Genomic DNA, 14624 nt, shown 5'->3' with positions numbered 1-14624 from the left:
GGGACAGGAGCCGGTGTGGCTGGCGACGAATGCCAAGTTGCCAGACCGGATCGGCCCCCGCCAAGACCCCCTCGCTACGATCCGCCGTCGTAGCCGCGCGCCCGGCTCCGATTCCAAGGAACCGCCGCCCCGGGCGCCTCGACCCCTCCCCGCCTGCGCGAACACGTTCCGCCCTGTGGCAGAAGACGGGCATAACGGACACTGCTAGCCGTCGTCGTTCATCGCATCCGTGTGTGAGCGCCCTCACCGCCCCGGGTTCGGCGGCATCGCTGACGGACCGGTCGCCGTCACACCGGGTCACCACCGACCGGCCGCTACTGAGACCCCCGCCACACCCCGCAGACGCGGGCGGCCGTCCGACGAAGGCAGCCACGGCTGGCGGCCCCGGACGGTCGGCAGCGCGGTCCAGCGGCGGACGGACCCGGCGGCCGTGGCCACCGCCAGACCGGCACCGAGGGCGCACAGGACGCCCACGACGTGGCCCCATTCGCCGACCCGCAGGGCCGGCAGCCAGCAGGCGGCGGCGGTCAGCGACAGGGAGACGGCCTTGAGGCGGCCCGGTCCAACGGCCGGGAGAAGCGGGCCCGGCTGGTGCTGCGCCGGCGTGCCGAGCGCCGGGCCCGGCACATCGAACGCGCGGTGCGCGAGGAGCGCAACGCGGCGGCCCGGGACCTGCACGACGTCGTCGCCGGCGACGGGTGGCTTCGCCCGGACGTCCACGACGACGGCCACATGGACGGGTTGGAATTGCCGCCGGACTGTCGGCTGCCAAGCTGCTGGCTGCTGGAACGGCGTGGCCCGGCGGCCCGAGGCGGGCCGCCGGGTCAGGCCCAGGTGCGGGCCGCGGCCAGCAGGCGCTCGCGGACCAGGGCCACGTGCGGGTTGGCCGAGCCGGCCGGGCGGCGGACCAGGTACGCGGTGTTGATCGGCGGATCGGCCGGCTCGTGGAGCAACCGCAGGGCCCCGGTGGCGAGTTCGGCCCGGCACAGGTAGCCGGGCAGTACGCTCCAGCCCGCGCCCGCGGTCACCGCCGCGACCACCGCCCGCAGGTCCGGCACGGTGACCGCGGCCCGGGCGTGCAGCCGTCGGTCGAAGACGTGCCGCCAGTAGCGGCGCGCGATCGGCAGGTCCTCGGCGTAGCTGAGCAGCGGGACCTCGGCCAGCGCGCCGGGCAGCTCCCGGCCGGCCAGCCGTTCGGCCCAGAGCGGGGTCGCGACCAGGACGAACTCCTCGTCGGCGAGCGGTTCGGCGAGCAGCGTCCGGCCGGGCGGCCGCCGGGTGGCGATCACCAGGTCGTGCTGCCCGGCCCGCAGTTCCGCCAGCAGGGGGTCGGTCAGCCCATTGGTGACCCGCAGCTGGACGCCCTCCGCGACGAGCGGGGCCAGCTCCGCCAGCAGGACGGTGCCGAGGAACTCGGCGGGCCCGGCGAGGTGGACCGGTTCCGGCACGCCGCCAGCGCGCCCGTCGGCGAGGCCCGCGAGGCGGTCCAGCGGCCCGGCCAGCCGGGTGGCGAGGTCGTCGGCGTACGGCAGCGGGCTGACCCCGCGCGCCCGGCGCTCGAACAGTTCCCGGCCGAGCCGTTGCTCCAGCGCCCGGATCTGCGCGGTCACCGTGGACTGGGACAGGCCCAGCAGATGCGCGGCCGCGGTGAAGGAGCCCGCCCGGTGCACGGCGAGGAAGGTCCGCAGCTGGTTGAGGTCCAGCGGGCCGGAGCCGGTGGTCGGCCGATCGCTCATGCCGGCGAGCCTACGGGATTCCGATGGCCGGCCGGCGGGCTCGACGGTCCGGGTGAGGTATCGGAATCCCGATGCCCGGTATCGCGTGGCCCATTGGTTCCCGCAGGCAGGGCGCGTCTAGCGTCGACGGCGTGAGCGCCGCGGCGGACCGTCGCGGCGAGGACCGCGGCACCCCTGGAGGCACACCCCATGGCCGACATCCTGTTCGTCGTGACCGGCTCGAAGGTCTGGACGCTGAACGACGGCACCGAGCATCCGACCGGCTTCTGGGCGGAGGAGGCGGTCGTCCCGTACCGCGCCTTCACCGGGGCGGGCCACCGGGTCGCGGTCGCCACCCCGGGCGGCGTCGTCCCGGTCGCGGACCGGGCCAGCCTGACCGACCCCGAGCTGGCCGAGGAACTGGCGAAGATCGCCGAGTTCCGGCAGCCGCTGGTGCTGGCCGAGGTCGACCCGGCCGACTACGACGTCGTGTTCTACCCCGGCGGCCACGGCCCGATGGAGGACCTGGCCGTCGACGCCGACTCCGGTCGGCTGCTCACCCGGGCGCTCGCCTCGGGACGCCCGCTGGGCGTGGTCTGCCACGGCCCGGCCGCGCTGCTCGCGGCACGGACCGAGGGCGGCGGCTCGCCGTTCGCCGGGTACCGGGTGACCGGTTTCACCAACGCCGAGGAGGTCCAGGCCGGCCTGGCCGACCGGGCGCCGTGGTTGCTCCAGGACCGGCTGGTCGCGCTGGGCGTGGACTTCGAGGAGGGCGAGCCCTGGGCGCCGCACGCGGTGGTCGACCGCAACCTGGTGACCGGCCAGAACCCGGCCTCCTCGGCCCTGGTGGCCGCCGGGCTGCTGAAGCTGCTGGCGGAGTCGGCGAAGTAGCGGCTGGGGCGGGGCCCGGCGCGGCGGTGCTGCGGCGCGGCGCCCGACGTCGCCGGGCGGGCTCCCGTCGTGCCGGGCCTCCGTCGTGCCGGGCGTCCGTCAGCGGAGGTCGTAGGCGGTGAGGGGATGGCCCGCCCAGATCCGGTGCGTGGCCTGTTCCGGGTAGCGGACGGTCCGCGAGCGGGCGTCCAGGACCCGGGTGAGCTGCCCGTCCGGTTCGAAGGCGGGCCACCCCGGGTCGCCGGTGGTCGCGAACCGGACCCAGGCCCGTCGCAGTTCCGCCGAGACCCGGACCGCCTCCGGCGGGGGCGGGTCGCCGAGGGACTGCCGTGCCGGCGGGCTGTCCAGGCTGCCGAAGGCGAGCGGCACGTCCAGGCCGTGGCAGGCGCCGAAGGCGCCGTCGAGAGCGGGCGCGGGCAGAGCGAGCTCGAAGAGGTACGAGGTGCCGCCGGCGGCCGCGTTGGCCTCGGCGAGTCGGACGGACGGCACCCGGAACAGGGCGTCGGAGCCGACGGTTTCCAGGAGTTCGGAGGGCGTCGCCCCCGGGAAGGCGGCCCGGTAGGCGTCCGGGCCGCCCGGCGGCGGGGCGAACAGCTCCAGCATCAGCCGGACCTCTTCCTCGGTGAAGCCGCCGTGCCGGCCGCTGAGCACGCTGAACAGCCGGAACTCGTCCTGGGTGTGACCGACCAGCAGGTCCACGCCGGCGGTGAGCGCCGACCAGGGCGAGCCCGGCAGGACCTCGCCGTCGACCACCGGGACGGTGGCGATGCCGCTGTGCGCCAGCCGGCCCCAGCGCGCGAGGCGGGCCGGCAGCGCGGCGCCCAGGTCGGTGACCGCCGAGGCCAGGCGCCAGGGGTGCACCTCGGCCAGGGCGGCGGCGGTGGGGGCCGTGCCGAGCAGCTTCGCAAGTTCGGCGGTGACCTCGGCGGCCAGCGCGGGAGTGCAGTGGTTGCCCGGCACCGAGTGGGCGACGGCCCGCCGGAAGAGGCCGCGGGCCCGGTTCGTCGAGAGCAGGGCGGCGACCGAGCCGGCGCCCGCGGACTGCCCGGCGACGGTCACCCGGGCCGGGTCCCCGCCGAAGCGGGCGATGTTGCGCCTCACCCAGTGCAGGGCGGCGATCTGGTCCAGGAAGGCCCGGTTGGCGGGGGCGCCCGCCAGCAGTGCGAAGCCCTCGGCGCCGACCCGGTAGTTGATGCTCACCACGACCAGTCCGGCGGTGGCCAGGGCGGTCGGGTCGTACAGCGGGTCGCCGGCGGTCCCGGAGATGAACCCGCCGCCGTGGATCCAGACCAGCACCGGCAGTCCGGCCGCGCCCGGATCGGGCGTGCAGACGTCGAGCGTCAGCCAGTCGGTGTCCTCGGACGCTCCGGACGTGCTGGCGGGCATCGGCCCGGACTGCGGGACGACGGGCCCGAAGGCGGTGGCCTCGCGGACGCCGTCCCAGGATTCGGGCTCGACGGGGGCGGCGAAGCGGAGGGCCCCGACGGGCGGTCGGGCGTAGCGGATGCCGCGGAAGACCGCGAGCTCGCGGGCCCCCGGCCGCGCGTGCTCCTGTTGCTGTTCCTGGCCGCGCCGCGCTGCCCAGCGGCCGCGGACGAGTCCCTCGGTGGTGCGGATGACGGGCTGTTCCGGCATGTGGGCGCTCCTCCCTCGGAAGGCTCTTCCCACGTTATAGGTCAGCTGTATTATGTCAAGTGTATGAAAAAGAATCCGCAGTGCGCGGAGCGAGGACGAGGAGCCGCCGCCGATGCCGAAGCAGGTCGACCACCGGGAACGCCGGGAGACGATCGCCCGCGCGCTGTGGCGGGTCGTGGAACGGCGCGGCGCCACCCACCTGACGATGCGCGAGGTCGCGCAGGAGGCCGGAATCTCGCTCGGGCAGCTCCAGCACTACTTCGGCTCCCGGGCGCAGATGCTCTCCTTCGCGATGGACTTCGCCGGCGAGCAGAGCGCGCAGCGGGTCGGCCTGGCGATGGGAGCGCTCGGCGGGCGGCCGCATCCGCGCGACGTGCTGCGGGTGATGCTGGTCGAGCTGCTGCCCCTGCACGCCGACGCGCGGGCGACCAGCCGGATGAGCGCCGCCCACGTGCTGGAGGCGCTGCACGACGAGGAGGTCCACGCTCGGGCGCGCGGCGGCCTGCTCCAGGGGCGGGCGATGGTCGAGCAGGTGGTCCGGCAGGCGATCGCCGACGGGCAGCTGGCGCCCGACCGCGACCCGGTGGTGGAGACGGACCTGCTGCTCGCGCTCACCGGGTTCGCCACGCTGCTGGAGCTGGACGTGGTCGGGCCCGACGCCGTGCTCGCGGCCGTGGACCGGCACCTGGACCGGCTGTTCGCGGTGCCGGGAGACGTGGGCGGGGACGTCGACGGCAGGTGACGTGGCAGGCTACCCGGGTACCACAGCCGCCCGCGACCAGGAGCCCAGCCCATGGACCGACCCGCCACCCTCCGGCCCGCCGCCCCCCGACCCGCCGCCCTCGGGCTCGACGCCACCGCCTCCGGGCACCCGGCGGGCATCCTGGACGCCGCCGAGCGGGCCGAACGCCGGGGCATGGACCGGCTCGTGGTGGCCGAGACCGCGTACGACCCGTTCCTCCAGCTGGCCCGCGCGGCCGACCGGACCGAGTCGATCGAGCTGGCCACCGGCATCGCGGTGGCCTTCGCCCGGACCCCGATGACCCTCGCCTACCAGGCCTGGGGACTGCACGCGGCCTCCGGCGGACGCGCCGTCATCGGGCTGGGTTCGCAGGTCAAGCCGCACATCGAGAAGCGCTTCGGAATGCCCTGGGACCGTCCGGCCGCCCGGATGCGCGAGTACGTGCACGCGGTGCGGGCGATCTGGCACAGCTGGCAGACCGGCGAACGGCTGCGCTTCCGGGGCGAGTTCTACACCCACACGGTGATGACGCCGGTGTTCTCCCCGGACCCGGTCCCGTCCGGCGTGCCGCGCATCCTGCTGGCGGGCGTCGGGCCGCTGATGACCCGGACCGCCGGGGCGGTGGCCGACGGCTTCCTGAGCCACCCGTTCTCCTCCACCGCCTACCTGGCCGAGCAGGTGCTGCCGGGCCTGACCGAGGAGCGGGCCCGGGCCGAGGCGGAGGGCGCCGCATGGACGGAGCGGCCGTTCGAGATCGTCGGCAGCGTGCTCACCGCCACCGGCCGCACCGAGGAGGAGCTGGCGGCCAACCGGGCCGCCACCCGCGAGCGGCTCGCGTTCTACGCCTCCACGCCGGCCTACCGTCCGGTACTGGCGCAGCACGGCTGGGAGGAGCTCCAGGAGGAGCTGCACACCCACTCGGTGCGCGGCCGCTGGGCGGAGATGGCCGCGCTGATCGACGACGAGGTGTTCGACGCCTTCGCGGTCTGCGGTCCGGTGGAGGAGGTCGCGCGGGAGATCCACCGCCGGTACGCGGGTCTGGTCACCCGGCTGTCCGTCAGCCTGCCCGAGGACGCCGACCCGGAGCTTGGCCTGGACGTCCTGGCGGCCGTGCGGGCGCTGGGCCGACCGGAAGCGGACGCCGGATGATCGTGATGCGCGGCCGACCGGACAAGGGGTGACGAAGTCCGGGCAGATTCGTGCAACGCGTTTCCGATGGTGAGGAGGCGCGGCATGATCGCGGTGGCAGGCCGGGTCGTCCGGTGGACGGGTCGACCCGGGCTGCCGCGTTGTGGGGCCTGTCGCGCCGTACGGACCGTTGCGCCGTCCGGCCTGTCATGCCTCGGCCACCCGTTGCCGACCATGGGGGTGCCCGCGTGCCCGTGTCCGACGACCGCCCGGCCGACTACGACCTGGCGGAGTGCTGGGACCCCGTCGCGAACCAGTACGTCGACGCCCTGGCCGACCTGGACGAGTTCCTGCGCGTCTGCGCCGAGCTGACCGGATTCGACGTCCCCGAACTGCGCTCCACCGGCATGGCGGACGAGCACCACCGCACCACGCTGGCCCACCAGGTGCGCGACGAGCACGCCCTGGTCCACCTCTGGTACGTCGGCGCCTGGCCCGGCGAGGCACCCTCCTCCGCCCGGGCCCACGACCAGGGACTGGTCTGGCGGACCTTCCACGCCGTCCCGCCCGGCTCCGCAGCCCCCGGCCACGGCAGCTGGGCCGAGGCACCCCGAAGCGCAGTGGCGCCGGACAACGGCGGTGAGCGCCGATGAGCGCCCGCTGGGACGCCGTCGTGGTCGGCGCGGGCTTCGCCGGGACCCTCGTCGCCCACCGCCTCGGTGCGCAGGGCTGGCGGGTCCTCGTCCTGGAAGCCGGACGGGCCACGCCCACCGGCGCCGAGACCGCCACCGCCCACCGCGCGGCCGGCGGCGGACCGCCCACCTCCCCCTACCCGCACAGCCCCGAGGCCCCGTCACCCGACGTCACCGACCTCGCCGGACACCCGGACGGCGGCTTCACCGCCACCGGCCACCTCCGCCAGGACGGGCCGCTGCCCTACGCCAGCGGCTACCTGCGCGCCAACGGCGGCACCGGACTGCTCTGGACCGGGCTCACCCCGCGCATGCACCCCGAGGACTTCCGCACCGGAGACCTCGGCCACGGCCGCAACTGGCCGATCGGCTACCACGACCTGGAACCCCACTACCGCGAGGCCGAACGGGAACTCGGCGTCGCCGCCGACGCCGAGGAGCAACGCCGCGCCGTCGGACTGCCCATCCCGGACGGCTACGACTTCCCGATGCGCGCCGTTCCGGCGAGCTTCCTCGACCGGCAACTGGCCCGCGCCCTCGACGGACGGACCGTCCGCGACCCCGCCGTTCCCGGCCCCGCCCGGCTCGCCGTCACCGCCACCCCGCACGCCCGCAACGGCGTGCCGACCAGGCCCGGATCCGCCGACGGGCCGCTCTGCGCGGGCAGCGCCAGCTGCGTCCCCGCCTGCCCGACCGGCGCCAAGTACACCCCGCTGCGCACCCAGGCCCGCTGGGCGGCCGGGGTCGAACTGCGTACGGAGGCCGTCGTCAGCCGGGTGCTGGCCGACCCGGAGACCGGGCGGGCCGGGGGAGTCGAGTACCTTGCGGGCGGGACGGCCCACCGGGTGGAGGCGGACCTGGTCGTCCTCGCCGCGCACGCGATCGAGAACGCCCGGCTGCTGCTCCTGTCCGGCCTGGCCAACCGCAGCGACCAGGTCGGCCGGAACCTGATGGACCACCCGGCCCTGCTTACCTGGGGGCTGATGCCCCGCCCGGTCGGCCCCTACCGCGGACCCGGCTCCACCAGCGGCCTGGAGGCGTTCCGCTTCGGCCCCGGGCGGGAGCGCCGGGCGCCGTTCCGGATCGAGATCGGCAACTGGGGCTGGTCCTGGGCGGGCGGCGCGCCGGAGGCCGAGGCGGCGGCGCTGCTCGCGGCGGGCCTGCGCGGCAAGGAGCTCCGCGACCGCCTCGGTGACCGGCTGGGCCGTCAGTTCTCGCTCCAGTTCGAGCTGGAGCAGCCCGCGGACCCCGCCAACCGGGTCACCCTCGACCCGGACCGGTGCGACCCGCTCGGTCTGCCGGGCCCGGCCATCCGCTACGACCTCTCGGAGTACGTCCGCGAGGGGATGGCCTCCGCCCGGGCCGTCTCCGACCAGCTGTTCACCCTGCTCGGCGCCGAGGACCACACCGCCTACCCGGCGGCCGGATGGCCGGGACGGCTCGAACACCGGGGAAGCGTCCACGGCTACCGCGGCGCCGGCCACGCCGGAGGCACCCACATCATGGGCGACTCGCCCGCGACCTCGGTGGTCGACCACTGGCAGCGCTGCTGGGAGCACCCCAACCTGTACGCCGTCGGCTGCGGCTCGATGCCCTCCCTGGGCACCTCCAACCCCTCGCTCACCATGGCCGCCCTCGCGCTGCGCAGCGCCGAGCGGATGCACCACGACCTGCTGGAGCTGCACCGCCCGGCGGCCGTGGCACCACCGGCCGCCCCCTGAACCCTCGTACCGCCCCCGCGGTTTCCCCCGTCTCTCCCATCTCTCCCCGTCCTCGGAGCCCTCATGACCGGCCTGCCGCTGCCGCCCGTACCGGAGCCGTACCACCTGCCCTTCCACTACGGTGCGCTGCACAACATCGGCGTCGACTACCTGATCGACCGCGCGCGGGCGCGCGAACTGCTCGCCAAGCGCCACCCCGGGCTGAACGTCGCCGCCTTCGACGGCGGGGCCTGCGTCTCGCTCAACTACCAGCTCTACTTCGCCCAGTATCCGAACGGCGGCGGCATCACCCAGGAGCTGGAGATCAACCTGATCGCCCACCCGCTCTTCGCCGAGGAGCGGATGCCGGTGGTCAACTACGGCCAGTACGCCCGGGGGTACGACCAGACCAAGCTGCTCGGCATCGCCCGGCTGCACGTCCTCTGCGACAACCCGCTCGCCATCGACGCCGGGCGCCGGCTGTACGCCGAGCCCAAGCACCCGGGCTGGTTCGAGACCACCCTGCCCTCCCTCAACGCGCCCGACGTGCGCGAACGCTGGACGGTCTCCTGCCGTCGGGCCGGCCTCGGGCAGGACGGACTGATCCGCCACGACGAGGAACTCCTCGCCCTGGACGTGAACCTGGTCGGCCTCACCCCCGAGTCCGTCAACAACACGCCGATCACCGGCTACGGCACCGACGACGAGGGCAAGCTGCTGGCCGGGCCGCTCAACGTCTACCAGCCCTACCGCTACTACGCCCTGGACGACCGCACCGCCGACCGCGTCCGGCTCGACCTCGGCAACCCTGCGGAGGAGTCGGCCCGCGACCTCGCCCACCTGATCGCCGACGCCCCGGCGGCCGGGGTCTGGACCTACCAGTCCCCGCCGGTCGCCGCCCACAACCGGGCCTACTACATCCGATGACGGCCCCGGCCCTCGCCCCGCTCTTCGCCCCGGGCGGCACCGCCGTGCGACGGGACGTCGCCCACGGCAGGGTCTGGTCGGCCATGCCGTACACCGTGCTCACGGACGACGGCGCGACCCTGACCCTCACCGCCCGCCCGGGGACGGAGACCCTGGCCCCGGCCGGCTGGACCGCCGCCGCCCGCGCGGGGGACGACGCCGCGCGGCTGGACTGTATCGAGGACCTCGCCGCCGGCCGGTGGGAACTCGATGACTGGACCTGGCGCGACACCGTGGTGCTCAGCCGCTTCACCGCCGGAGCGCCGTTCAGTGTCCACCGCTTCCTGACGCCCGACGGTCGGCCACTGTACTGGTACGTCAACTTCGAGCGCCCGTACCGGCGGACGGCCATCGGCCTCGACACCCTCGACCTCTTCCTGGACCTGGTGATCACCCCCGATCTCTCGACGTACAGCTGGAAGGACGAGGACGAGTACGCCCACGCCCGGCGCCTCGGTGTCATCGACGAGGTCACCCATCGGTGGATGGACCGGGCACGGGACCTCGCCCTCGTCCAGCTCCTGGACCGCACCGGCCCGTTCGCCCCCGACCCGGCGGTCTGGGAGCTGCCACCCGTAGGCCCGCTGCCCACCCTCCCGGCCACCGCCCTCAGCACCCCCGTCGAAGCGGACTGAGGACGGCGGCCGGCCACCTGCTCGGGCTGTCCTGTCCGCGGGGCCGATGTGCTCGGTGATCCGCCGGCTGCCGACCAGGCACCCCGAACAGAGGCGCGCGAGCTGCCGCAGCGTCAGGCCGGTGCGCCCGTACACCGCGACCGGCAGGACCCGGCCCTCCAAGCGGGAGGAGGCCGGCACGGTCCGCCGCCCTGGTCGACCGTGGAACCTCCCGGAGCCGGATCGAGCCGTTGGCGCGGGCCGATCCCGTTCGTGGGCCGCGATGGGTGGCCGTGGGCGGACCTACCCGCGCCCGGTTGAGGCGATTGCGTGGAAGTGCCACCCTCGACTGAAATACGTCGACACGGCGGTTGATCAGAACGGCCTAACCGGGTTGCGGAAACCTTTTCGCCACCTAAGCTCGGTGCTGTCGTACAGCGTGTACGTCCAAGCTCGTCAGCATAAAGGGGCAGTGCTCCTTGAGAGATTGTCGCGGCGCCCAAGTGAGGAAATTCGAATGACCGAGACTGCGTCCCGAGTGTGGAGTGGCATCGATGTTCCTTTGGGATTCAGTCGACCGAGTCTCACCGGGCTTTCCCTGCAAATCACCGACGCGTGCAACCTGGCCTGCTCGTACTGTTATTTCTACAAGAAAGATCCCGTCGCGCTGACACCCGAGATCATCGACCGCTCGCTGGATCTCCTGGACCATGAGAGCGGCGAATCCAGTACGGACTGGCACGTGAATCTCTTCGGTGGCGAACCCACCCTTCGGCCTGACCTGATCCGCTACATCTGCTCGAATGCGCGGACCCGCGCCGAATCCCGCGGCAAGAATGTCAGCTTCTCGATGACGACGAACGGGACCAGGTTCGGCCAGCGTCTTCTGGATCTCACCACCGAGTTCGGCATCAGCACCATGCTGAGCCTGGACGGAAACCAGAAGGCCCACGACAAGTTCAGGCAGTACCAGGACGGCCGCGGCTCGTTCGACCAGATCGTCGCTCACCTCGACTGGCTGAAGGCCGCACCTCACTTCAAGGTGCGTCTGACGATCTCGCCGCTCACCGTCGAGTTCCTGGCCGAAAGCCTGGAAGACCTCGTCGAGCTCGGGATCACGAACATCGCCACCAGCCAGGTCGTCGAGCAGAAGTGGACACAGGAGCATCTCGCCACCTTCGCCGAGCAGTGGCAGCGAGTGGGTGCGCTGTACATCCGTGAGCAGCTCAAGGGCAACGCACTGGCGATCAAGGGGCTGAAAGGCCGGGAAACGCAGGAACCGCTGGAGGTGTGCAAGGCGCCTTCACAGTACGGCTGCGGTGCTGCCACCACATTCGTCTTCGTGAACTGCTTCGGCGACCTCTACCCCTGCCACCGCTATCCTGGCTACTTCGACAAGTCCCCCCATGTGCGACTCGGTTCCGTCTTCACCGGGATCGACGAGGTGAAGCGTCTTCACTACGTGATGGCGAACCTCGCTTCCTCGAAGAAGGGGTGTCATTCGTTCGTCAGCTCGAAACAGAGCAAGGGGGCTTGTGGTGGCTGTGCGATCCAGGGTGCATGTGGCGGCTCCTGCATGGCGGTCAACGAATACGTGACGGGCGACCCTACGCAGCCGCCATCGGTACCGGGAGCGATCGAGCAGATCAAGTTGTCGGTCCTGCAGCAGGTCCACGAGTACCTCGCGGAGGTACCCACGCAGAGTGGCCCACCCCCTCGCCACGCCGGTGCAGGTGCCGAGTTCCCAGATGGTGCAGAATCCGAGAGAAAGGAAGCGTGACATGTCAGGGAAGAACCAGGAAGGTTCGGCTCCGGAGAGGCGGAGACTCCTCAAGAAGGCCAACTTCAGTGACGAAGTTGAAAGGCGCGGCACAACGGAGGTCCGGAACGAGCTCGGAGTGCCCGATCTCGACCAGGTCTTGAAGGACCTCCAGCAGAGGTACGGGATCCGCATCGGGCTGTCGCCAAACCTGATCGATCGGCTGGAGGCGATCAAGGCCAGATCCGCGAATGATCCCATTCTCAGAAGCGGGTGCTACACCCAGGACGTCTGTGTCTTCTGTGACACCGGAGACCTCTGCGTCACATGCGACATGATGGACTGGTGCATCTCGGTCGATGTCCATTGAGCATCGGTCCACCGAACTCGTGGGAGTTCGCGCGCGGATCGGTTATGGAGGGCACAGCATGAGCCACGAGCGTGACCTCATCACCGCTGTACCGAGCCGCGCGGGGCTGCATGCGGCCTTCTCCCTGGGCCACTTGATCGACCCCGATCGCCCGTTGAGCATGCTGTTCGCCGACCTCGATCGCTTCGGTGAGGTCAATCGCCGCCACGGCCGCGCGGTCGGCGACCAGGTGATCGCCGCCGTCGGCGCCAGCCTGAACTGCGCCCTCCGCCGGGAAGACGTCGCGTTCAGGCTCAGCGCAGACGAATTCGTCATCGCCACGCATCGGGACTGCGCTGAGGCCGAGGCCTTGGCGCGACGGTTGATCAAGGCCCTGGCCGAGCCATTCGAACCGGCCGGTGGCGACCGCGTCGTGATCTCGGTCAGCATCGGTACCGTCCACGTCGATCGCGTGCCGTCCGAATCAGCGATGGAAGGCTTGATCTATACCGCCGGAACGGCCATGTACGCCGCCAAGGAGCGGGCGCCCGGCGGGCTCTACCATCGTCCCCACACCAGCTCGGCATCGAGCAGGCCTTGCAGTCTCGCCACCTCGCCTCTGCCGAAGGTCTGGCGGCCGGCATTCGCGACATGCATGCCCCTCCCGGCCACCGCCCTCAGCACCCCCGTCGAAGCGGAATGAAGGCTGGTCACCCGGCGCCGACCTGCTAGGGTCGCGCCCCTGCGCGAACGACAGCGAGGGGGCGGACGTGACGGTGTCGGCGGACACGACGGACGACGTGGAGGCCCTCAAGCACCTGCACGACGGCGGCGACTACCGGCGGCTCGCCGAACGGACCTCGAACCCCGAGGTCCTGCGCCAACTGGCGATCGGAGAGTACCCGTTCGTCTGGCACGCGATCGCCCGCAACCCGGCCGCCCCCACCGACCTGCTGGCCGCACTGGCCGGGCGCCGGCAGCTGGTGTGGAACGACAACCGTCTCCTTGAGCTGCTCGCGGCCCACCCCGCCCTCATGGGCGAGGCCTTGGAGGGGCTGGTCGATCTCGTGGGCGACCGCCTGCGGGAGGGCGACCGGCCGTACGCGGCCGTCCTGGAGCTGGCCGGCAGGCCGGAGCTGCCGGCCGAACGGCTGCACCGGCTCGGCCGCCTCCCGGGGGCCTCGGCCAGGCTGCGCCGGGGGATCAGCCGGGTGCTGGCGGAGCGTCCGGACCGGTGAGCGCGGCCGGGACCGGGCCGGGCGCGGCGGCGGTGGGAGCCCGTGACCAGCGTCTGGCGAGTACGGTGCCGACGATCAGCTGGAGCTGGTGGTAGAGCATCAACGGCAGCACCAGCAGGCCGGCTTGCGCGCCGAACAGGACGGTGGCCATCGGCAGGCCGTTGGCCAGGCTCTTCTGCGAACCGCAGAGCACCGCCGCGATGGTGGCCGACCGGTCGAGCCCCAGCAGCCGCGCGCCGAGCCCGGTGGCCGCGAGGGCGGCGGCGAGCAGGGCGAGCAGCACCGCGAGCAGCCCGAGCAGCGCGAGGGGGGTGGCCAGGCCCAAGATGCCCTGGGACACCGCCGCGCTGAACGCCGTGTAGACGACCATCAGGATCGAGCCGCGATCCACCGGGGTGAGCACCCGTTTGTGCCGGGACAGCGGACCGCCGAGCCACGGCCGCAGCAGCTGCCCGAGCAGGAACGGTGCGAGCAGCTGCAGCCCGATCCGCAGCAGTCCGTCGGCGGACAGCGCGGTGTGCGATCCCAGCAGCCAGGCCGCCAGTAGGGGTGTGAGCACCAGCCCTGCCAGGCTGGAGTAGGTGCCCGCGCAGATCGCCGCCGGCACGTTGCCCCCGGCGGCGCCGGTGAGCGCCACCGAGGACTGCACCGTGGAGGGCACCAGACAGAGGAACAGCACCCCGGTGTGCAACTGCCCGGTCAGTGGGACGGGCGTGAGCAGTGCGGTGGCCACGCCGAGCAGGGGGAAGAGGAGGAAGGTGGCGGCCAGTACCAGCCCGTGCAGCCGCAGGTGCCGCAGCCCGGCCAGCGTCTCACGGGTGGAGAGCCTGGCACCGTAGAGGAAGAACAGCAGCGCCACCGCGAGGTCGCAGGCCACCGCGGCGAATCGCGCCGAGGTGCCGGAGGCCGGGAACAGCGCGGCCAGTCCGACGGTGCCGGCCAGCGCCGCCATGTAGGGGTCCAGCCAGCGCGGCAGCAGCCTGCGGGAGCGGGGCCCGTGGGCGCGTTGCGGCTGGGTCCGTTCCTCGGGCGCCTGGTCCCGGCGCCCCCGTGCCGCGCGCCCCGGTGCGTGCCCCGATGTCGGGTGCCCCTGCGCCGCGTGCCCCCTGGCCGTGGGGGGGCCGGGCCCCGGGGGGGGGTCCGCGGGCGCCGCCCCCGCGGGGGCACGGGGCGGGCAGCCCCGCGGGGGCGCCCC

At 73.1% G+C, this 14624-nt stretch carries 15 protein-coding genes; 11 read left to right on the top strand and 4 right to left on the bottom strand.

Going from position 1 to position 14624, the window contains the following annotated elements; all coding sequences use genetic code 11:
* Positions 1-297: 297 nt before the first annotated feature.
* Positions 298-732 (bottom strand): hypothetical protein, encoded by a 435-nt coding sequence (locus ACWGKU_RS30435; protein ID WP_452180132.1) that lies wholly within the window; start codon positions 730-732, stop codon positions 298-300.
* Positions 733-824: 92 nt separating this feature from the next.
* Positions 825-1736 (bottom strand): LysR family transcriptional regulator, encoded by a 912-nt coding sequence (locus tag ACWGKU_RS30430; protein ID WP_452180131.1) that lies wholly within the window; start codon positions 1734-1736, stop codon positions 825-827.
* Between the two features lie 189 nt (positions 1737-1925).
* On the opposite strand from ACWGKU_RS30430, the gene ACWGKU_RS30425 reads away from it, so the two are divergent.
* On the top strand, positions 1926-2606 hold the full coding sequence (locus tag ACWGKU_RS30425) for a type 1 glutamine amidotransferase domain-containing protein (RefSeq protein ID WP_401043163.1): 681 nt from the start codon (positions 1926-1928) through the stop codon (positions 2604-2606).
* Positions 2607-2705: 99 nt separating this feature from the next.
* On the opposite strand, the gene ACWGKU_RS30420 is transcribed toward ACWGKU_RS30425, so the two are convergent.
* Positions 2706-4241 (bottom strand): carboxylesterase/lipase family protein, encoded by a 1536-nt coding sequence (locus ACWGKU_RS30420; RefSeq protein WP_452180130.1) that lies wholly within the window; start codon positions 4239-4241, stop codon positions 2706-2708.
* A gap of 112 nt (positions 4242-4353) precedes the next feature.
* On the opposite strand from ACWGKU_RS30420, the gene ACWGKU_RS30415 reads away from it, so the two are divergent.
* The 10 genes from ACWGKU_RS30415 (at position 4354) to ACWGKU_RS30370 (ending at position 13429) form a co-directional block, all read left to right on the top strand.
* Complete coding sequence (locus ACWGKU_RS30415) at positions 4354-4983, top strand: TetR/AcrR family transcriptional regulator (RefSeq protein WP_401043159.1); 630 nt, start codon at positions 4354-4356, stop codon at positions 4981-4983.
* Positions 4984-5034: 51 nt separating this feature from the next.
* The gene (locus tag ACWGKU_RS30410; protein ID WP_452180129.1) at positions 5035-6132 is read left to right on the top strand and encodes a TIGR03617 family F420-dependent LLM class oxidoreductase; all 1098 of its coding nucleotides are present in this window, start codon (positions 5035-5037) and stop codon (positions 6130-6132) included.
* A 227-nt stretch (positions 6133-6359) separates the two neighbouring features.
* Positions 6360-6764, top strand: a complete 405-nt coding sequence (locus tag ACWGKU_RS30405) for a hypothetical protein (protein ID WP_380540982.1) — start codon at positions 6360-6362, stop codon at positions 6762-6764.
* Positions 6761-8524 (top strand): GMC family oxidoreductase, encoded by a 1764-nt coding sequence (locus ACWGKU_RS30400; RefSeq protein WP_452180128.1) that lies wholly within the window; start codon positions 6761-6763, stop codon positions 8522-8524. The genes ACWGKU_RS30405 and ACWGKU_RS30400 overlap by 4 nt, the downstream gene beginning before the upstream one ends.
* 63 nt (positions 8525-8587) lie before the next feature.
* Positions 8588-9430, top strand: a complete 843-nt coding sequence (locus ACWGKU_RS30395; protein ID WP_401056135.1) for a hypothetical protein — start codon at positions 8588-8590, stop codon at positions 9428-9430.
* A complete protein-coding gene (locus tag ACWGKU_RS30390; protein ID WP_452180127.1) occupies positions 9427-10104 on the top strand; it encodes a DUF402 domain-containing protein in 678 nt (225 codons plus the stop codon). Before ACWGKU_RS30395 ends, ACWGKU_RS30390 begins: the two co-directional genes overlap by 4 nt.
* Before the next feature lie 496 nt (positions 10105-10600).
* Positions 10601-11863 (top strand): PapB family radical SAM/SPASM ranthipeptide maturase, encoded by a 1263-nt coding sequence (papB, locus tag ACWGKU_RS30385; RefSeq protein ID WP_401044676.1) that lies wholly within the window; start codon positions 10601-10603, stop codon positions 11861-11863.
* Position 11864: 1 nt separating this feature from the next.
* Positions 11865-12212, top strand: a complete 348-nt coding sequence (gene papA / locus ACWGKU_RS30380; protein ID WP_401044679.1) for a freyrasin family ranthipeptide — start codon at positions 11865-11867, stop codon at positions 12210-12212.
* A 58-nt stretch (positions 12213-12270) separates the two neighbouring features.
* A complete protein-coding gene (locus tag ACWGKU_RS30375) occupies positions 12271-12894 on the top strand; it encodes a GGDEF domain-containing protein (protein WP_452180126.1) in 624 nt (207 codons plus the stop codon).
* 67 nt (positions 12895-12961) lie between these two features.
* Positions 12962-13429 (top strand): hypothetical protein, encoded by a 468-nt coding sequence (locus tag ACWGKU_RS30370; RefSeq protein ID WP_452180125.1) that lies wholly within the window; start codon positions 12962-12964, stop codon positions 13427-13429.
* Here ACWGKU_RS30370 and ACWGKU_RS30365 read toward each other — a convergent pair.
* Positions 13395-14381 carry a bile acid:sodium symporter family protein gene (locus ACWGKU_RS30365; protein WP_452180124.1) on the bottom strand — a complete coding sequence of 329 codons (987 nt, stop codon included), beginning with the start codon at positions 14379-14381 and terminating at the stop codon, positions 13395-13397. The genes ACWGKU_RS30370 and ACWGKU_RS30365 overlap by 35 nt on opposite strands.
* Positions 14382-14624: the final 243 nt, after the last annotated feature.

Source organism: Kitasatospora sp. NPDC054768 (assembly GCF_053612025.1).
Note: the sequence above shows the minus strand (reverse complement) of the source record. Positions and strands in the feature narration are given on the sequence as shown.